The 20,607-nt window shown below is 47.2% G+C and carries 13 protein-coding genes and 1 pseudogene; 8 read left to right on the plus strand and 6 right to left on the minus strand.

The window, feature by feature from the left end; all coding sequences use genetic code 11:
* The first annotated feature begins 28 nt into the window (after nucleotides 1-28).
* Nucleotides 29-1,441 (plus strand): adenylate/guanylate cyclase domain-containing protein, encoded by a 1,413-nt coding sequence (locus QUA62_RS09705; RefSeq protein ID WP_333403612.1) that lies wholly within the window; start codon nucleotides 29-31, stop codon nucleotides 1,439-1,441.
* 83 nt (nucleotides 1,442-1,524) lie between these two features.
* Nucleotides 1,525-2,745 carry a heparan-alpha-glucosaminide N-acetyltransferase domain-containing protein gene (locus tag QUA62_RS09710; protein WP_333403613.1) on the plus strand — a complete coding sequence of 407 codons (1,221 nt, stop codon included), beginning with the start codon at nucleotides 1,525-1,527 and terminating at the stop codon, nucleotides 2,743-2,745.
* A gap of 158 nt (nucleotides 2,746-2,903) precedes the next feature.
* On the opposite strand, the gene QUA62_RS09715 is transcribed toward QUA62_RS09710, so the two are convergent.
* Together QUA62_RS09715 and QUA62_RS09720 are read right to left on the minus strand one after the other, a co-directional pair.
* Entirely contained in the window at nucleotides 2,904-4,298 is a 1,395-nt protein-coding gene (locus QUA62_RS09715) for a transposase (protein WP_333403614.1), read from the minus strand.
* Between the two features lie 213 nt (nucleotides 4,299-4,511).
* The gene (locus tag QUA62_RS09720) at nucleotides 4,512-8,423 is read right to left on the minus strand and encodes a PAS domain-containing protein (protein WP_445301652.1); all 3,912 of its coding nucleotides are present in this window, start codon (nucleotides 8,421-8,423) and stop codon (nucleotides 4,512-4,514) included.
* A 1,027-nt stretch (nucleotides 8,424-9,450) separates the two neighbouring features.
* Between QUA62_RS09720 and clpP the strand changes: the two genes are divergently transcribed.
* Nucleotides 9,451-10,083, plus strand: a complete 633-nt coding sequence (gene clpP, locus QUA62_RS09725; RefSeq protein WP_333047400.1) for an ATP-dependent Clp endopeptidase proteolytic subunit ClpP — start codon at nucleotides 9,451-9,453, stop codon at nucleotides 10,081-10,083.
* A 214-nt stretch (nucleotides 10,084-10,297) separates the two neighbouring features.
* Here the strand turns inward: clpP and QUA62_RS09730 are convergent, their stop codons facing one another.
* Complete coding sequence (locus tag QUA62_RS09730) at nucleotides 10,298-11,269, minus strand: hypothetical protein (protein WP_333403618.1); 972 nt, start codon at nucleotides 11,267-11,269, stop codon at nucleotides 10,298-10,300.
* An 879-nt stretch (nucleotides 11,270-12,148) separates the two neighbouring features.
* Between QUA62_RS09730 and QUA62_RS09735 the strand changes: the two genes are divergently transcribed.
* The 4 genes from QUA62_RS09735 to QUA62_RS09750 all read left to right on the plus strand — a co-directional run bounded on the left by QUA62_RS09735 (nucleotide 12,149) and on the right by QUA62_RS09750 (nucleotide 17,094).
* Nucleotides 12,149-14,515, plus strand: coding sequence for a ribonuclease R family protein (locus QUA62_RS09735; RefSeq protein WP_333403620.1), 2,367 nt, complete (start codon nucleotides 12,149-12,151; stop codon nucleotides 14,513-14,515).
* Nucleotides 14,516-14,917: 402 nt separating this feature from the next.
* On the plus strand, nucleotides 14,918-15,541 hold the full coding sequence (locus QUA62_RS09740; RefSeq protein ID WP_190737279.1) for a flavin prenyltransferase UbiX: 624 nt from the start codon (nucleotides 14,918-14,920) through the stop codon (nucleotides 15,539-15,541).
* Between the two features lie 94 nt (nucleotides 15,542-15,635).
* The gene (locus tag QUA62_RS09745) at nucleotides 15,636-16,520 is read left to right on the plus strand and encodes a LapA family protein (RefSeq protein WP_333403622.1); all 885 of its coding nucleotides are present in this window, start codon (nucleotides 15,636-15,638) and stop codon (nucleotides 16,518-16,520) included.
* Between the two features lie 22 nt (nucleotides 16,521-16,542).
* Nucleotides 16,543-17,094 (plus strand): shikimate kinase, encoded by a 552-nt coding sequence (locus QUA62_RS09750; RefSeq protein ID WP_333219147.1) that lies wholly within the window; start codon nucleotides 16,543-16,545, stop codon nucleotides 17,092-17,094.
* Nucleotides 17,095-17,987: 893 nt separating this feature from the next.
* On the opposite strand, the pseudogene QUA62_RS09755 reads toward QUA62_RS09750, so the two are convergent.
* The 3 genes and pseudogenes from QUA62_RS09755 to QUA62_RS09765 form a co-directional block, all read right to left on the minus strand.
* Nucleotides 17,988-18,677: pseudogene (locus QUA62_RS09755) on the minus strand (IS1 family transposase).
* A gap of 136 nt (nucleotides 18,678-18,813) precedes the next feature.
* Complete coding sequence (locus QUA62_RS09760; RefSeq protein ID WP_333218034.1) at nucleotides 18,814-19,257, minus strand: hypothetical protein; 444 nt, start codon at nucleotides 19,255-19,257, stop codon at nucleotides 18,814-18,816.
* 65 nt (nucleotides 19,258-19,322) lie between these two features.
* Nucleotides 19,323-19,727: an NIL domain-containing protein gene (locus QUA62_RS09765; protein ID WP_006635751.1), complete on the minus strand. Its 405-nt coding sequence runs from the start codon at nucleotides 19,725-19,727 to the stop codon at nucleotides 19,323-19,325.
* Between the two features lie 176 nt (nucleotides 19,728-19,903).
* On the opposite strand from QUA62_RS09765, the gene QUA62_RS09770 reads away from it, so the two are divergent.
* Nucleotides 19,904-20,506, plus strand: coding sequence for a thioredoxin family protein (locus QUA62_RS09770; protein WP_333403624.1), 603 nt, complete (start codon nucleotides 19,904-19,906; stop codon nucleotides 20,504-20,506).
* Nucleotides 20,507-20,607: the final 101 nt, after the last annotated feature.

Consider the following 20,607-nt stretch of genomic DNA (forward strand, 5'->3'; position numbering starts at 1 on the left):
ATATAAGTTTTATATAGGAGAACGATATATGTCAGAAGCTAGTAAAAACCTGTTGGCTGCAGGCGATGAGGAATTAATCGCGGCGGGCGACGATGAATTAATATTTGCAGAAGAAGACGAGGCGGAACAAAAACCGCTAGAAGACAGTTGGAAAATATTAATTGTAGATGATGAAATAGAAATTCACAATATTACTAAACTAGCGTTAAACGATTTTAAATTTGAAGGAAAAAGTATAACGTTTATCAGCGCTTACTCAGGGAAAGAAGCTAAAGAAATAATCCAAAATAACTACGACATAGCATTGATTTTACTCGATGTAGTTATGGAAACAGAAGAAGCAGGCTTGGAAGTAGTTAAATACATCCGCGATATTTTAAATAATCAAATTGTGCGAATTATTTTACGCACTGGACAGCCCGGACAAGTACCAGAAGATGTAGTAATTGTCAGCTACGATATCAATGATTACAAAACCAAAACAGAACTTACTAACAAAAAATTATTTACCACAGTAGTCACCGCACTGAGAGCATTTAGATCGCTCAATCAAATCGAATCCAGCAAAAGCGAACTAGAAAAAATTGCAGCCGCATCAGCCCGTTTTGTACCCCGTGAATTTTTGAAGTTTCTCAAAAGAGAAAGCATAGTTGATGCCAGACTAGGAGACTCTGTACAAGCAGAAATGACGATTATGTTTGCCGACATTCGCTCATTTACAAGTCTGTCAGAAAGTATGTCTCCCCGAGAAAACTTTGAATTTATTAACTCTTACTTAAGCCGAGTTGGCCCAGTTATCCGCGAGTACAACGGTTTTATAGATAAATACATTGGTGACGGGATTATGGCTTTGTTTCCTAACAGGGCTGAAGATGCTGTGCAAGCAGCAATTGAGATGCAGCAGCAAGTGAAAATTTATAACAAACACAGGCAAAACAGTGGATATCAACCTATTTCGATAGGGATTGGTTTGCATACGGGGACTTTAATGTTAGGTACGATTGGCGAAGCGGAACGAATGGAAAGTACGGTGATTTCTGATGCCGTTAATTTAGCTTCCCGCGTGGAAGGATTGACAAAGCTTTATGGGGTGGCTATTGTAGCTAGCGTCCAAACCCTTTGCCGGATAGACGATCCTCAACATTACAAGTGCCGATTTCTCGATCGCGTTCAAGTCAAAGGAAAACAAACACCTGTTGCTGTATTTGAAATTTACGATGGCGACTCGGCGGCAATGATCGAACTAAAAGCACAAACTCAAACTTATTTTGAACAGGGGATTTTTTTTCACTACCAGCAGCAATTCGCGCAAGCAAGGCAAATGTTTCTGCGCGTTTTGCAAATCAATAAGTATGATAAGGCCGCATCTTTTTATGCAGAACGCTGCGAGATGTTGATGAAGAATGCAGTCATTATGACTCTGGAAGGAATAGAAATTTAGTTAATGGGTAATAGGTAATTGATAATTGGTAATTAGTAGTTTTTCTGTCTTCGCTGTTCCCTCTTCCTTCTCTCTTCTCTCCCATGCGCTTAAAATCCCTTGATGTTTTTCGCGGAATTGCGATCGCCTCGATGATTCTAGTCAACAACCCCGGTAGTTGGGAACAGGTGTATCCACCGCTAGAGCACGCAGAATGGCACGGCTGCACCCCGACAGACTTAATATTTCCGTTTTTCTTGTTCATCGTTGGCTGCGCGATGTCTTTCTCGCTGTCTAAATATATTCAAAATTATCCAAAAACCGGAATAGAAACCTCAAAAATTACACAAATAAAGCAAAAATCAGAATTCGCCAAAAACCCTCTTCCTTCTTCCTTATTCCTTCTTCCTTCTTCAAATATTTACTGCCGAATTGCGCGCCGCGCCGCGATTTTATTTATATTAGGATTGCTGCTAAATACATCTTCGATCGCCCTTGACGTACTTCTCAACAGCGCCCCGCTTGAAAACTTCGGTAAAATCCGCATCATGGGAGTATTGCAGCGCATCGGCTTAGCTTATTTCATCAGTGCGATCGCCATTCTCAACCTTTCCCCCCGCAATCAAAAACTGCTCGCAGTTGCCGTACTTTTGGGCTATTGGGCTGCCTTAACCGTGTTTGCTGTAGGGGGGTACACTGCCGGCGAACTCACGCCAGAAGGAAATTTAGGAGGATATGTCGATCGGCTAATTCTCGGTAGCCAACACCTGTACAAAGGCGGCCCCTTCGACCCCGAAGGATTGTTGAGTACCTTACCCGCAGTTGTCACAGTCCTGATCGGCTACTTTACCGGAGAATGGCTGCGCGTGCAGCAAATCAAAACCCGCACCAGTTTAAACTTAGCAATCTGCGGCCTCAGTTGCGTGGTAATCGGCCACTTGTGGGGATTTTTATTTCCGATCAACAAACAACTGTGGACAAGTTCCTATGTAGTGTTTACTGCTGGTTGGGCGTTGCTATTGCTAGCAGCTTGCTACGAAACAATAGAAGTGCGAGGTTGGAAATGGGGGAGACCGTTTGAAATCATGGGATTGAATGCTATTTTCCTGTTTGTTGCTTCCGGTATTGTCGCCAGAATTCTTCTAAAAACCCATATCGGTACTGGTGAAAATGCTCCAAGTACCTACACTTGGATTTACGAGAACTGGTTTTTGCCGTGGGCGGGACCGCTGAATGGTTCCCTAGCATTTGCCGTGACTGCGGTCTTATTTTGGTGGTTAATTTTGTATGGAATGTACCGCCGTGGTTGGGCGATAAAAATTTGAGTGGTTTGGTATGTAGTGGATATAACTCTTTTCTGGGTAGCGCCCGATCTACTTGAAAAGGCTTTGGGTATTGTCGGTGAATACCACGGCAAAACTCGGGCTGACTATATTGTTTAATTACTAAATTAACTACAAGAGCATAGTGACATACTCCCACATCAACTGAGTACAGTATGACGTGGGCTTCTTGCAGCCCGATGAAGGGTATACAAGATTTCCTTTGCGGTACTGTCATCCATAGTTCCTACTACAGAAAGATTCCCGTTACGGCGTTTTATACTGGGGAAAATGCCCAACCCCAGTTTCTTCAAATTAATCGAAGCGTTAATATCGCGATCGACCATCAAAGAATGCTGTTCATCCCAATAGCCTCGAAAGCTACAATCGGTGAAAACGATTTCATTCCGATAGCACAGAACCATTGAGCTGTAAGCAGGTTTTTGCGGAACGACGACTGATCCAGCTTTTTCGGCTATGTATTCCAGCGTCTTAAAAAATTGACCAAATGCAGCGTCCAACCAAGATTTATTCAGTCTTGATTTGGCTGATTGACCGTTCGGAAGGTAAGTCCCTTCATTATCCTGCTTAACTTTGTTCCGTTTTGTTAAGCCCTTGAGGTTCAAGTCTTCATGAAAAAAGAATTTAGCTCCTGAGCGTACTAATCGGTGAGCCGTCTTGTAATGAAAATCTTGACGATAACGAGCTATCTTTTGGTGCTGTTTAGCTTCTTTTTTGGCTAATTTGCGTCTAGCTCTAGAGCCTCGTTTCCGCTTGTTTCGCTTCCTAGAAATCCGGTCTAACTTGGCTTGATTTGTACGAAGTGGTTTTAACGAGGGTAGCTTTTCACCCGACGACGTTGCCAAATAAACATCTTCGTGCAGCACTGCATCCAAACCCACCGAGTTATCCCAAGTGGGGCTAACTTTATCAGGTGTGAATTCCGGAACAGAAGCATCTTCAAGCATTAACTGAATAAACCAACCATCAACCTTCCTAGTAACACTAGCTTGCCTGATGGTAAATCCAGCGGGAATTGAGCGGTGCATCCTAATTTTTACAACTCCTAACTTCGGCAATCGAATATAAATCCACTTCTTGCGAATTAATTTAATCCAATCGTTGTTAGCCGTAGAAAAAGTCATCGTGCGATAATCCGCTTCAGTCTTGAATCGGGGTCTACCCGATCGCCCACCCTTGCTATCCCCTGCGATAAACCGCTCAAAGGCTTTATCTACTCGCTTAGAAACATCTTGCAGAATGGTTGAGTCTACCTGTTTAAAGTCCAGCAGCTCACCACTATGAAAAACTTTTACCAAGTCTTTCTTAAGGACGGGTAATTGTTGCTTTTGCGAGTAGTAGTTGGGTTTTTCCCTAGGCGCCGAGATACTAGCAATCAATGGACAAGCGTTTACAGTAGTCCTGTTCATCTCCCACCAATCGAAACGATCACCTAGCTGGCGATTGTACCAATAACGGCAGATTCTTAACCACTGGTTGAGAGTTAGCTTTTGTTTGGTTTCGGGATAGAACTGGTACTGATATGTTGTCTTCATTGCGCTACGACCTTGACGCATTTATTATTATAAAATAACCAGAAAATACTACACTTTGTCAAGCGAGTGAATAATTATATTTATTAAATAGCAAGGTTGGTTTCTTAAATAAAGAGATTGTTCGTCTCGTCATCCACCCATTTACTGTTCAAAACTATGTCTTGAATTGGTCAACGGGTGGAATCAGGAGTCTCACGCGCCTTTCATCCCACACTAATCGAAGCGATATAGTGTGGGGATTCCCGTCTGGTTAGCTAATTCGGTGACGATCGCAACCACTGCATCTGGGTCAATAGGTTTGGCAAGGTGACGTTGAAAGCCTGCGGCGATCGCTTGCTGTAAATCCATCTCTCCAGCATAGGCTGTGAGGGCGATCGCTGGAATTTGTCCACCTTGCTCAAGCGGCAGGGTACGAATGTGACGCATCAGCATATAGCCATCCATTTCTGGCATCCCAATATCACTGACAACGATCTCTGGAACCGCTTGGGAGAATGCTTGCAGTGCTTTAGTTGCAGAGGCAACGCTGGTGACGATCGCCCCCGCTTGTTCTAAAACAAACGCCACAAACTCGCGTGAGTCTGCCTCATCATCCACGACTAAGACATGAATGCCGCTTAAATCTCCGGCGGTTGAGTCGGATGGCTGCTCGATCCCTGGCAATTCCTGAGAGCGAGGCGCCAGCGGAAGCCGAACTGTAAACGTAGCTCCTTGTCCTTCACCCTGGCTATCAACCGCGACTGTTCCCCCGTGCAATTGCACAATTTGCTGCACGATTGCCAGTCCTAATCCCAAGCCGCCAAATTTGCGGGTGGTGGCTCCATCTTCTTGCCGGAAATGCTCGAAGACATAGGGCAGGAAATCAGAGCGAATCCCTTTTCCAGTATCGGTAACTTGAATTTGAGCGTGGGTTTCATCCAAAGTGAGGGTGATAGCGACTTGTCCCCGCTGAGGTGTGAATTTGACTGCGTTAGACAACAGATTCCAAACCACCTGCTGCAAGCGCCCAGCATCGCCGATTACGATGCCAACACTGGGTAAAATCGTTGTGTCAATTTGAATGGCTTTCGCTTCTGCTGCCAAGCGAACGGTTTCTAGGGCTTCTGAGATGACTTTACTCAGATCGACGGGCATCACGGTTAAAATCAGTTTGTCGCGCAAAATCCTAGAGATGTCGAGCAAATCGTCAATGAGTTGCACTTGGAGTTGCGCGTTACGCTCGATCGTCTCTAATGCCATTGCGGTTTTTGCCGCGTCCAATTTCCTCTGCTGCAATAGTTTTGACCAGCCGAGAATCGGATTGAGTGGCGATCGCAATTCATGGGACAGCACCGCCAAAAACTCATCTTTGATTCGGTTGGCGCGATCTGCAGATTCTCGTGCAACTTGCTCTTGCGCCAGCATTCGTTCCAGTTCAGTTTCAGCTTGCTTTTGCTTCGTGATATCACGTGAAATTGCTAAAAGTTGCGTCACTTCTCCAGTGGTATTCCGCACGGGTGTGATAATGATGTCCCACCATTTTGGTGTGCCCTTGCAAGTGGGAAGATAGCCTTGCAACTGACCGACGTTGCCCGCTTTGGCAGCCGCGATCGCCGCCTTGGCATTTTCATAATATTTACCTTGCCAGATATCTTGCCAACTGGTGTTTAGAACGAGTGACGGATCGTCGATTTCCAACAAGCAGAATCCGCCTGGATTGATATAGACAATTTCGCTATCGAGCGTTAAGACTTTAATGCAATCTTGGCTGCTTTGGAGTATGCGTTGCTTTAGCTCCTCAGTGTCTCGCAAGGCTGCTTCGGCGCGGGCGCGTTCGACTGCCGCCCAAGTGCGCTCGGCCACTTCTTCGGCCAGGGACACCTCCTCCAGTGTCCAGGCTCGCGGCTCGGATGTGTGGATTGCCAGCCCCGCTACGAACTCGCCCTCCTTGACCAGGGGTATGCCGATGTATGCCCCAATCTCGATCGCGGCGTAGGCCGATCGCTGATCTGGAGATAGGTTGGGATCTGCTTCCACATCAGATGCGGACACGGCGCGACCACTGCGGTATGCTGCGAGCAGCTTCGGCCCGAACGAATCAATCGAATAGTTGCCAGCCATCCCTAAGGCTCCATTGACGTAATCACGCTCAACGACGTAATCAGCACCGCGAACCTCAAAGTACGCCACCCGGTTCGCGCCGAGATATTCACCCAGCACACGGCTGGCAGTAGCCTGAATCTCCACTGGGTCGGCAAGCGGACGCAGCGCGTCGGCCAGAGAAACACCGAAAGCATCGAATTCGTCGGCTCGCTGCAAAATTTCTTCTGCCCGTTTGCGTTCGCTTGTATCAGTGAACAAGAGGGCAAACTGATGATTTTGCGGTTCGCCGACTCGAAAAGCGTTGACATCAAACCACTGATTCATCGCAGCGGATTGATTCTCAAACCGCACAGATTCACCAGTCTGCACGACTTTGCCATAGATATCAAACCAGTGCGCTTCCAGATCTGGAACCAGTTCCCGCACCGTTTTCCCGACTGCATCCTGAAGTCCCGTCATCTTTTCAAAGATCGGATTGACTTCCAGAAAGCGATAATCAATCGGTTCACCGTTCTCGTCAAACAGCATTTCGCAGAGGCAAAAGCTTTGGTCGATCGACTCAAATAAAGTGCGGTAGCGTTCTTCGGATTGACGCAGGGTTGCGGCAGTTTGAATCTGCTCGGTAACATTGTTGAAATAAACGGTGATGCCATTTGGCGCTGGGTAGGTGCGAACTTCATACCAACGATCGTGATCCGGGTAAAACGCGGTCATTGACGCAGCCACACGATCGCCCATGGCGATCCAGTGAATCTGCTCCAAATCATTGCCAATCAGTCCTGGATATTCTTCCCATAAATTCTTGCCAATCAAACCCCTTGGAGTGCGATCGAGCAGTGTCGCGGCAGAGCGATTGACGTAGGTGAACCGCCAGTTTTCATCCAGGGCAAAAAACGCTTCAGCGATGCTCTCCAGAATATTCCGAGTCTGCTCCTCGCTTTGGCGCAAGGCTTGCTCTACCCGTTTGCGATCGGTGATGTCTCGCATCACGCCTGCCACTCCTTCTACTGCACCGTTTATGCATAAAAGTGGCACGAAAATGTATTCATAGGTGCGCGTCCCGATTGCGCTAGTGTAGGGCGTTTCGTCTTTGAGCAACTGGCACGTCTCGATGACTTGTTGAATCTGATGTTGAAGTCTGCTCGCTAAATCGGTTGGATAATCTAGCTCGAAAAAGTTCTTTCCCAGAGCTTCATCCGAAGTTTTCTGCCAAAGATCGAGCAACCCCGGGCTGATATACGTGAACCGTCCCGCCAAATCAAAGGTGTAAATAAAATCGGGAATTGCAGTTACGATCGCATCGAAGTTCCGCACTTGCTGTTCGAGTTCGGTGCGGCTCTGGCGTAATGCGACTTCGGCACGGGCACGCTCGATGGCTCCCCACGTCTGCTCTGCGGTTTCCTCGACTCGTCTCACCTCATCTTCCCTCCACGGACGAGGGTTTGCCTGATGCACCGCCAACAACGCGACAAATCGAGCGTTCTTGATCAGCGGCACATCAATATGTGCAGCAATATCAATCGCTTGATAACTTGCCTTCTGGCTTGCTGTGTATTTAGGGTTGTTTGCCACATCGGGAACGATCGCTGTTCGCCCCGCTCGATGGTCGTCTGTCAGGTTGCGTCCGAAGTCTTCCAGACGGTACAGCCCACTCAATTCGGCAACGCCGTTCGTGTAGTTTTTATGAACGATGACCTCTTTGCCGCCGGGTAACACTTCGATGTAAATGACGCGGCTTGCTCCTAGAGAATCCCCCAGAATGCGGGCAGCGGTTGCCTGAATCTCATTGGCATCACTCAGCGGGCGTAGCGCATTGGTGAGCCTGACTCGAAACGCATCGGCTTGGGCAGCTTGGCGCAAGGCATCTGTTGATGGGCGCTCCTGCGGCAGAAGATTAGATTCTAGCTGCGTCTTTTCCGGGTGCTGAGTGCGATCGAGTTCGGTCAACAGGGTTTGCCAAGCCGTTTTCAGGCTGTCCGACCAGGTTTCGACCGCCCCCAGTGAAGTTTGCGACCAATCGTGCGATCGTATCCGCATCGCCATCTCGCTATCGCCTGCAAATAAATTTTTAGGAGCAGCCTCATCTACCAAATCACTCACACACTATACCTCGCTTAAAAATACTGAGCTAAAAGCTGTTTGCTGCCCTCTCGAATGACGATTGAATAGGATTGAGCCTGTTCCGCAACCAGCGTCCGAATTTGCCTTAATGCCAAAGGTGAGGGTTAAATCCATTTATTTGGCCAACGCTTAATCGTTTCTCTTAGAAGATTTCATACAGTTTAAACACATCGTATCTCTCCTACTCAATATCTGTCAAAAATTAGACAGGCAGAGCTCCCTTAAAAATAGTTCCGACACTGTTTAAGCAGCCTTGATTAAATTGTGGAAAGTTAAAGTCTTTGCGAAAGTGACGATTATCAGTTCTTCCACTTTTTAAAAAAAACTATAACGACAACTAAGATTTGTAAATTTAACTTTGCCCTAAACGAGCCAAATAGCTGAAAATAACACCCCTAAAAACTTCTTTTGGGTTGACTAATTCTTGGTATTTGTTGTAAGATTGATTTAATAATAATCATCAGTAAATCTGAAGAGGTTGTGTGTTTTTTTAGCTTAACCTAAAAGAGTGCTTTTTTTTCTGTTTGTTTTTAAATCCGATTCGACTAACTTTTTTCGCTTCTGTGCTCTACTGCGTAAGCGTTGCTGGCCGCAGGCATCGCATCCCTATCTCAAAATAGTCCGCAGTATTGCCTTAAGGAGGATTTCAACAGCCTACCAAGCTCTGCCAGAGAACATTTAAGCCGACTGTCAAGACTCGCATAAGGGCTACTGCCTAGCAATTGCTTCCTGTTTCTTTACACAGAATTGTTTCGACTACTTATCTCGTTATTTCAGTTAGATTGCAATTAGTCTAAAGCAGAAACAGCCGATCGAGCTTCCGATCGAGAAATTGCGACGGCCCAAATGCCTCAACCCCTCCCAACTTAAGGATTTTGCGCGTAAAAGCCGATCGCCCGCCACCGATGGCTCACTACAAATAAACCCAAATCGCTAAAATAAAAAAAAGATACGTAATAGGCAGGCCCTGTCAATGATCCCAACCGTTATAGAACAATCCGGTCGCGGCGAACGCGCCTTTGATATCTACTCGCGACTCCTGCGCGATCGCATCGTCTTCTTGGGCCAACAGGTTGACTCTGACTTAGCCAACCTGATCGTTGCCCAATTGCTATTTTTAGACGCCGAAGACCCGGAGAAAGATATTTACCTCTATATCAACTCCCCAGGGGGTTCGGTAACAGCAGGTATGGGCATTTTTGACACGATGAACCACATCCGCCCCGACATTTGCACTATTTGTCTCGGTTTGGCCGCCAGCATGGGCGCTTTTCTGTTGAGTGCCGGCGCTAAAGGCAAGCGGATGAGTTTGCCCCACTCCCGGATTATGATCCACCAACCTCTAGGCGGAGCTCAAGGACAAGCAACCGATATTGAAATTCAGGCCAAAGAGATTTTGTACCACAAGCGCCGCCTGAACGAACATCTTGCCAACCATACCGGTCAGCCGCTTTCCCGCATTGAAGAAGATACCGAACGGGATTTCTTCATGTCCGCTGAAGAAGCAAAGGACTACGGATTAGTCGATCAAGTGATCGATCGCCGTCCTTCCGCCAGCAGACCGATCGCCGCTGTCGTCTAAATAAAAAATTAAAAATCAAAAATGAGGAAATATTCTTCATTTTTGATTTTTAATTTTTAACTGTCATATAGCAGTTTTCAGTGGAGTGAATTACAGATGCTGGGGCGCATGATACCGCGTCACAGTTAAGTCATTACTGTATTTCATACAATTGAAAACTGCTATTTTTAGCTTTTTCTAAAAAAACCTCACACCTAGAAACCCTACAGAATTACTAAGGCAAAGATTCGAGATATTGCAGGAAGTCGAGCAATTCTACTTGATTTAAGAAATGGCGCGCTTCCTTGCCGTAACCTTGTTTGAGATGATCTTTTCCTTGGTTGGCAGTCCAGCCCAATCGTTTGATTTCCTCAGTAGTTCTGCTGTAGATTTCCAAATATTCTAGAAAATCTACCAACTGTTCGCTAGAAAGCTCTCTCTGCGACGACTTGCCGAAATTTTGTTCGAGACAGTCAGTTTCTTGTTTCTTAGTCCATTTCAAGCGCCTGAGGATTGCCTCTATTTGGGCGATCGTATCAGAATTATCCTCGATCGCATCGCTGGGGATTCCCACTGCGATCGGTTGCAATCCCCTGACTTCGGCAGCACCCTGTAGCGGTTCACTTTGGCTGGGAGTCGGCACATCCAGTTCTTCAAGTGGTTCGCCGTAGCTGGAAGAAAGCCAAGCGTCCGAGTCTAACTGCTTCGGTACAAATCCAGTAGCCTCTACGCGATCGACCTTTGGAGGCAGCGGTTCCGGTACAGGTGCGATCGGCTCTTCATTTAATTTCGCTTCAGTCTTGACAAAATTGCTTTGATGTGTTTCAAGCACTTTATCAGCAACAGGCATTTCTAGAACCGGAAGAGGAACACTTGTCGGCCCAACAGGAACCGGAACAGCAGGAGGAAGGGGAGGGGGAACAGCAGCAACCGGAGCAACCGGAGCAACCGGAGCAACCGGAGCAACCGGAGCCGGATCAACACTCGCTATCGCACGATCGGGCGCAGCAAATCCAAGGACAGCGATCGCTCGCAACCGGGCGCGGTCTTCAGCATCCTCAACAGACTCAGCAGCCGACATAGCCGTAACAAGAGTCTTGCCGTCAACCTGAACCAGACAGCGAACAACAAACTTACCGTGATGAACAGTCAGCAACTCACAGATTAACTGTCCAGCGGGATAAAGGGCGCGAAATTCAGCAAACATAATTTTTTGACCCCGAAACCAGGAGGGGCTTATGACTTAAGTGTAGTACAGCCAGAGAGAAAACAATTTTCTGAAAGCACCTATTCAACATACAATAAATTAAAGGTGAGTCATCCGCGCAACCTTACACGCCACTAAACCCCATCCCACATCCAGCGGTTTAAGCTAACAAGCATCGGGGGTCATTTCTACCTATAGGAGATGACACAGCAACTAAGCCAAAGTAGTAAAAGTCTCCGGTTTTGTGTACCTTGCACTTTCTACAGCACAGATTGCTCCCGACCCGCTCGTTGCACCTCTGTCCGCAAGGGCCGATCGCGTGCAAAAAACAGGGGCATCGCAGCAGCGAGCTACTAGCAATTTTGCCTCGCTCCGGTAAGTTCTTTGCTAAAGCAAGAAGCAAGAGGCACTTCAAAAGGAAGAAGGAACAAGGCAGAAGGAAACAAGGCAGAAGGCAGAAATGCAAATTTTCTCCCTCTCCATCCCTCCATCGGCTCATCCTCGACTCAAGCCGTCGCTTTCAGTATCGAGCCATCTTTTAAGAACCGACAGGGGCTTTCTAATTCGCAAAGTGCTCGGCGCTGCTGACCTAAAAGCAAACAAACCAACGCTAAAAAATTGTATTGGGGAATAGCGTGCGGGACATTTGTCTGCACCGTCAGCAGTCAGTTCAAGACAGACAGCAGACAATTAGCACCAAGTCGGTGTCGGGAGAGAATCTCAAAAAAACCTCGCGATGAAACAAGGTGGCTGTGCTCGCGTCTCCACCTATTAACCCGCGCATTTGTTGGGAAGCAGGCACTGCGAGGGCCCGAGGGGGTGCGGCTGATTTCGCCAAAATTTAGACTAATTGCTGGAAACAAGAGGATCGATCGCTACATGGAATTTTCTATCGCTGCACTGCTGGCAAATTTTACAGAAGACAAATTAGTGGCTCCTAAAGCATTGGAGAAAAAACTCGACTGCAACGACGCCACCAGTCAACTCAAACTTCAAATCGCATTAGAAGCTCTAGAGAAAATTGGCATATTAGTCAAAGACAAAGGCCGCTATCGCCGAGTAGCTGAAGACGACGTAGTAGAAGCAAAACTGCGCTGTTCCAGCAAAGGATTTTGCTTTGCAATTCAAGACGCCGAAGGCTCAGAAGACGTTTACGTGCGGGAAAGTCACCTCTCGACAGCTTGGAATGGCGATCGAGTTTTAGTCAAAATCATCAAAGAAGGTAGCCGCCGCCGATCGCCCGAAGGCGAAGTCATGCTCATCCTCGAACGCGCCAACCCCTCGGTACTCGCGCGAGTCAAGCAAACCGCCACCCCCACCGGCCGAGTCAGCTACAGAGCAATCCCCCTGGACGATCGCCTGTTGTTTGAACTAGACTTACTCGCAAATGGCACAAATCTCCAAGAGGCGATCGACCACCTAGTACACGTCGAAGTCAAACGCTACCCCCTCGGCACGCACCGCCCAGTCGGCAAAGTAGTACAGGTACTCGGTTCCGACGCCGAAGCCGCTGACGACCTCGACATCGTATGCTGCAAACACGACTTGCCGCGATCGTTCCCCGCCGCCGTCATCAAAGCAGCCGAAAATTTGCCCAGCAAAGTCAAAAAAACCGACATCAAAAAACGGCTAGATTTGCGTAACATTCTGACTGTTAGCTTCAGCAAAAACGAACCGGGAACAACCAACAGCGAAAACGCTGCCCCTAAAGTTGAGGAGGAAAATCTCTCGGAGGGAGGAGCCGAAAACGAGTTCGATCCGACATCTTTCCTCTCCGATCCGCCAGTGGAACGCGCTTTGTCGATCGAAACCCTGAAGCCCGGCCGCTGGCAAATAGGAATCCACATCAGCGACGCCGCCGAGTACGTGCAGCCAGAAACCCCGATCGACCGCGAAGCCCGCAAGCGAGGCACCGCCGCCCATCTGGGAGAAAAAATCATCGCCGTACTTCCAGAAATTCTCAACGAGCGCTGCTCTCTGCTGCCAGATACCGAACGGCTGACCTTCAGCATACTGCTCACCCTAGACGAATCTGGAGAACTCTTAGAATACGAAATTCAAGCCAGCGTCATTCAAATTGACTACCACCTCACCTACCAGCAAGCTCAAGCAATTCTCGAACCAGGCGGTGCCGAAGATCACCCTTTATCATCCGCCCTCCGTCCTTTCCTAGATCAAATGTCGGCTGCCTCACAGGCTGCCAGAAAGGCAAGGCTCAAGCGGGGAGCTTTTGAACTAAATTTGCCCGATGCTAACTCTCACTTCGACGACGAAGGCGAATTAGGAGCTTTTGCATTCGCTCCCCCCGCCCAGTCGGCTGTCTCCGAGTTGGTGGTACTCGCCAACCAAGCTGTCGCCACTCACCTGCAGGCCTTGGGAGTCCCAGCAATCTACCGCGTCCAGCCGATGCCAGACCCGGCAGACATTCAAGAGTTCATCAAACTCTCCAACAACCTCGGAGGGGAACTGTATCTCGAAAGCGAAGAAGAAGTTTTGCCCTTGGACTTTCAGCGATTTACCCAGCAGTTTGTCGGCCTTAAGTCCGAAAGAGTTCTCACCTACCTGCTAGAAGACACCATGAAGCCCGCTGTTTACAGCACAAGTCCCAAGCCGCACTTCGGTTTGGCGCTGTCAGAGGGTTACACGCGCTGCACTTCGCCGCTTTCCCGCTACGCCGATTTGCTGATACTGCGGGTGTTGCAAGCGGTGTTCGAGCAAGGCCGCAGCAGTCGCACAACACGGGCTAAGGAAAAAGTTGACTTGCACCATTCCTCCTGTCACGGTCAAATTACTTGGAATGTTCTCCCGCCAGATTTGCACCACGAATTTGAGACGGAGTTTGCATCGGCCGTGGTACACCTGACGGAACGCGAAAGGGTTGCTGAGGATGCCGAAAGCGATTTGCAGGGATTGAAGAAAACCGGATTGATGAAAGAACGCACCGGGCAAACTTTCCAGGGTTTGATTACAGGTGTGCAGTCTTATGGTTTCTTTGTGGAAATTGAGGTGCGGCCGCCGGAGAGCGACATCCTGCGAGTTGAAGGACTGGTACACGTTTCTTCGCTGAAGGATGACTGGTACGAATATCGATCGCGCCAGCAAACTCTGGTGGGCCGGAAAAACCGCAATCAGTACCGTTTGGGCGATCGGGTAGAAGTTCAGGTCAAGAGTGTTGACTACTACCGCCAGCAAATTGATTTAGTTGCTGTTGGCGGCGGCAGTCAAGCTTTTGATGATGATGAATAATCAGTTGACTGTTGACAGTTGACTGTTGCTTTTCCTCAATACTTAGTTGTCATTGTCTAGCAACTAAGTATTAAGAAGTTGGCTGCCAACTCGACTCAGCAATCCTCACTAAATAATTAAGGAATAATATCAAATCCGATAGCATCGGACTTGTAAAATCTAGTCAAGACTTAACAATCACGGACGGTGCAACCGGAATTTATATAATTTATCTGCGTTAATCTGTGTTAATCTACCTGTATCTGCGGTAAAAAAAAGAGGATTAATTAACTGCCGATGACAAGGGATGGACGCTGATTCACGCAGAGGTAGAGAAGAGAGAGAGGAAGAATTCCGATGCTAAGAGATTTGATATAACAACTAATTACTAACAACAGTAAACGGTCAACTAAAAAATAACTAATGACGAATAACTACCCCCTCATTGTAGGAGTTACCGGTGCATCGGGACTGATTTATGCGGTGCGAACTCTGAAGTTTATGTTGGAGGCCGATCGCGCTATTGAACTGGTCGCTTCCAAGTCTACTTACATGGTTTGGCAAAGCGAACAGAACACCCGAATGCCCGCAGAGCCGACGCTTCAAGAGGAATTCTGGCGGGAACAAGCAGGAGTAGCCACAATGGGTAAACTTCGGTGCCATCCCTGGCAAGATGTCGGTGCTAATATTGCTAGTGGCTCCTTTCGCACCCAAGGGATGATCGTTATTCCCTGTAGCATGAGTACGCTGGGCAAATTGGCGGCTGGCTTGAGTTCGGATTTGCTCGAAAGAGCGGCCGACGTTCAGCTCAAAGAAGGGCGAAAATTGGTACTCGTGCCTCGCGAAACGCCTTTTAGCTTGATTCACCTGCGGAATTTGACTACCTTGGCGGAAGCTGGAGCTAGAATTGTACCAGCGATTCCTGCTTGGTATCACAATCCGCAAACTATTGAAGATTTGGTAGACTTTGTGGTGGCTCGCGCTTTAGACCAGTTGGGGATTGATTGCGTTCCTCTCAAACGCTGGAAGGAAGAAGAAGGGAGTTAGTTGACAGTTGACAGTTTGTTATTTGTTATTGATGATTTGTTAGTTTAAATTAGCAATTCCCAATTACCAATTACCAATTACCAATATTTTTAATATGCGACCTGTATTTTTGCTAGTAATTGTGGTGGGGCTGACTATTTTTGCCCTGCAAAATGTGGAGCCAGCATTATCGCTGGTGTTTTTGGGAGTTCGATCGCCTGCTTTGCCCTTATCTATCTGGATTCTGCTCAGCATGGTGGTGGGATCTCTCACATCTTTATTGATTTCTGGTTTGCTGGCTTTTTCAAATTACCTATCTGTAACGAGAGACCGCACCGGCCGATCCAGTCGCAGCCGTCCCGATACTTTCCCAGAGGACAGGAGAACACCTTACACGCCACCTCCCCCTCCTAGAAAAGAGGGAATTGACCCGGATATGAATAGGGAAAATAGCCAAACTCAGGCTGCTGGTTCCTACCGAACTGAGTACGGTACGCCTGCCGGTTACAGTTCCCGGACTTTCCTGCAAGAAACTCCGAACCAGGATGGGGCGAAGGATTACGCTCAACCGGGGACTTATGCAGCAGCAGACGATGAGGACGATTGGGTCTCAGAGGGCTCAAAATCCGGCTCTCAAGGGGGTGATGACGATTGGGGGGACGATCGCGATTTTCCCGATCGACCGCAGGTAAATGATGTTCCAGCGGCAAATCCGAGGGCTTACGAAGCTAAGCAGGAACCGAAAAGCAAATCTTGGGCTGGCTCAGTATATTCTTACGGCTATCGAGATCCGAGCCAGTCTGGGGTGGGGCAAACTGAGGCTGTATACGATGCGGAGTATCGAGTGCTGGTTCCTCCGGGAGGGGAGATTCCTAAACCCGCTGATGAAGCACCAATAAATCCTCTTGCAGAAGCAGAGGATGATTGGGGATTGGATGAGGGTGATGAGTTTGATGACGACGATCGCGCCAGTGGCGGATCGATTAACCTAAAAAAATAGAAAAATATTGGAGGATTTGGCAGTGGATGGGTTGAGGGGAGTAAATATTTATCTCGTCGGGATGATGGGTGCGGGAAAAACAACGGTAGGGCGGATTTTGGCAAGAAAATTAAAATACCGTTTTTTTGATACTGATGAACTAATTGTTCGAGTTGCTAATCAGTCAATTGCTGAGATTTTCGCTCAAGAGGGGGAAGAGGCTTTTCGGGAACTAGAAACTAAAGTGCTCGGCGAATTGTCTGCTTATCAAAATTCGGTTGTGGCTACGGGCGGCGGCATTGTGGCCCGATCGATGAATTGGGGTTACTTGCACTACGGTGTAGTGGTTTGGCTGGATGTGCCTGTAGATCAACTTTACGATCGACTGCGTTCGGACACGGCTCGACCCCTACTGCAGGAGGGCGAGATCAAATCTAAGCTGCAAAGCCTTTTGAAAGAGCGAGAGCGTTTTTACACTCAAGCAGATGTCCGAGTCTGTGCTGGTGTGGGCGAAAGGCCTGAAGCCGTGGCCACTAGGGCGATCGAGGAAATCCAAAAAGTTATCAAATCAGAAACCGGGTCCGATCTCAATTGATACATTCATAAACCCGGTTTCTCAGAAAATAACAGGTTTCTCAGGACTTGTGGTATTAGTTCCCAACAATAATGCAACTCTACACAAGCTCCAAACCACCAGCTTCATCAGTCATTCCCAAAATCTAAAATCTAAAATCTAAAAGGGTATGACTTCGGTAAAAATACTGGTTTTTGTCTGAATGTGTCGGTTTAACCACCCAATATTTTGCAGTCCACCGGGTTTGAGTGGATGTGAGGCGTAACTTTTATAAGTAGGAGGATGTGGCCATGCGGAGATTTTATACAAGAACTAATGGCAGACTCATCTGATGCGTTAAGGTCGCCTATTGAGTTCTCCCTAAAAATAAAAGGGCCCCACCGCTGAAGGGCTGTAGGGCGCAAGGACAGTTAAACGCTAACTTGATTGTCGGGAAATTTAGCATCAATGCTATCGTCCTATGTGACGATTTTACGATCGTCCATTCACTCATCAATTTTCCTGTATCAAAAAATGTAACCCAGCACCGCTCGAATTCAACCTGTCCTATTCTAAAAGCAATACCTCATGCATTCTGACTAGCAGCTCCCTAAAGCTGCTTTTTTATTGCAATCGAGTTTTTGGCTGCCCGACTTGCGGACTCTTGGGAATAACATTTTGAGCAACAGTGGCTACACCTCAATACTGCCATAGCGGTTTTCAGTTCCACTCCCGGTTCGTCGGTAGTTGGTAATTGGTAATGGGGAATGGGTAGTTGGGAATTGGGCATTGGTAACAACCAGCGGGGAATCGGCAATAGAGATGCTGTACCTCACCCGGCTTGAAAACTGCTCTGATTACGGCGCGGAACGGGGCTTTAATCCGGGGGTGGGGGATTGAAAAAAAATAAGGGCGTTGCTGAATGATGCCATGAATCATTGAGGAATCGGCACATCCCAGAACTTGAGGTAGTGTAGCAACAATCTGATCGAGTGTCTCAGCATTTCCTCTGACTTGGAATAACAAAGTGTCTTGCGATGCAGTCGGGCTTGCGTAATGTCGTAACCGTGTGTTTTCACCTTCTACCCTAGTCATGTAAGTCTTGCTAATAATCTGATCTCCATCTGGAATAAATCCTGGATAGACTCGCCAGCCGTCCGTGACATAAAAATAACAATTCCATGTTGCTACAAGCTCCCACAAGGGGGCAAAGGTCTTCGCACTGTGGTCGCCCAAAACCCACCCTAAGATTCCTGGCTTAAAGTGGTCTACTGCTGTCCACAACCAGATTTTTTTTTTTGCCCTACAAAAGTTTCTAGTTCATCCAACTCCCCCACTTCTGGAGTCGTCTCTGGGTCATAGGCGGACGGTAGGCGTTCTCCTACTTGTCTGACCCAATTAATGACGGTGGTGTGATGGACTCCTGTGACGCGCTCAATACCTCGAAATCCCATGCCGTTGACATACATTTTCAAACATTGCGCTTTAATTTCATCTGAGTATCCTTTGGAGATTGTGTAAACATCAATAAACTGACGATGACAATCGACACAAATATGATTTTGCTTCCCTCTCATCTTGCCATTTTTACGGATATGGCTGGAGCCACATTCAGGACATTTCATTAGATTTAACCTCAATTCATATCACTATTATGCAACGCCAAAATAAGCTGTATTTATTGATGGGCGATCTGATAGTTTTCGGCTAAATATCCGTTGCGAGTTATAGAATTTGGTTGGATGAATTTCCCGTTTCTCATTAAGAGAATACGAGCCTGCCTGTTTTTGACCAAAACTCGATCGCTCCCCCCAGCCCCACACCTGTTAAAGAAATGCTAGCTAATACCGCAAAAGCCCGCCAATTTTTCCAACCAGATATTTGAATATCGAGTCTTGCCAAAGCTCCGGCTGAAATCAAGAGTAAACAAGTAGCAAAAAGGTGCATCCAGGCAAAAACTACCACTGCCACCAAAGCTCCTACAATAATAGAAAGAAAAGCACCGAGATCACTAGAAAACCACCGCATAATTAAGGCTTTTATGTCTCTCAGAGGGAACGACAAGGCGACAGTGAACACTAAAATTGAAGCTATGGCTAAAAACCAAGTCAGGTGCGGGGGAACATCAAACTCAGATAATTTCCAGCCAAAGGTGAAATAAGTAACAAAAAGTAGAGTTAGGGAAACCCAAGAGTTTTTTTTCATCCAATGGCACAATTAGGAGAACCAGGCAAAAAAAAGATGACGATCCAGAGGACTTTTTACAGGGGCTAGAGGTTGGTTGAAATAGCTTGTACCGGACAGGTAGGGATGCACTGCTCGCAAACGATACACCGCGATCGAGCAAAACTTAGTTTAAAGCTTTCTGGGTCTAGGGTCAAGGCTTCTGTCGGGCAAACCCCCGTACACAAACCGCAGTGAACGCAGATATCCTCGTCTATCAGTATTTCCCGGCTGGCTAGGGAAACGCCGATGTTTTGCGATCGCATCCAGTCGATCGCCGCTTCTAGTTGGTCGATGTCCCCTGATAACTCTAGCACCAGTTTGCCCACTTGATTGGGAGCCACCTGAGCACGGATAATGTTGGCTGCAACATTAAAATCCTTTGCCAGTCGATAGGTGACAGGCATTTGGATCGATCGTTGGGGAAACGTCAGTGTTACCCGTTTTTTCACCCTGCAAGTCCTCGATAATTTACAAACAATCTTAGTTATCTTATGTTTTAGCGCACTTGGTCTAATTACTGCCTTTATCAAAATTATTTATGAGATTGGTCTGAATTATCTCAAAATGTGGTATAATCTGAATCTATTTAAAATAAAAACATAAAAATAAAACCGCAATTTATTTTATGACCCAAAATTCCCCCAACTCAACTGTCCCCCCCGCTGCTAAGAATCCCGAAACAAAAGTCGCCACGCGCCTCAGAAACTTATTGATCGTGTTAGCCGCGATCGCCCTTTCAGTATCTATCTTCTTAGGGCTGCAAACCCAAACGCCATCAAGCAGTCTCACCGATATGGCAAAAGCTTCAACGCCATTAGAAACAGCTTTGATCAACGGCAAACCGACACTGATGGAATTTTATGCTAATTGGTGCGGTAGCTGTCAGGCAATGGCTAACGATCTGAGCGAAATCAAACAGAAATACGCCGAACCGATGAATTTTGTGATGCTGAATGTAGACAATGACAAATGGCTGCCAGAAATCACCAAATATCGAGTAGATGGCATTCCGCACTTTGTCTATTTGAACGATAAAGGCAGCCCCGTTGCGGAAACGATGGGCGAAATGCCGCGCAGTATTATGGAAGCTAACTTAGAAGCTTTAATAGCAGGAAAACCTCTGCCACACGTCCAAGCTGGCGGTCAAGTTTCTAATTTTACTCCCCCCACAGGACCTGTAAAAACAAGTAGCTCCGACCCCCGCGCCCACGGCTCTCAAGTACAGTAAAAGAAGAAAGAGAGAACAAGGAAAGAAGACTTTAGGAACAGGCAAGATGCCTGTTCCTGATTGCGATAACTTACAGAGATTCAAAAGCCCCTCGCAACTTA

The organism is Microcoleus sp. MON1_C1 (assembly GCF_036701945.1).
Lineage (GTDB): Bacteria > Cyanobacteriota > Cyanobacteriia > Cyanobacteriales > Microcoleaceae > Microcoleus.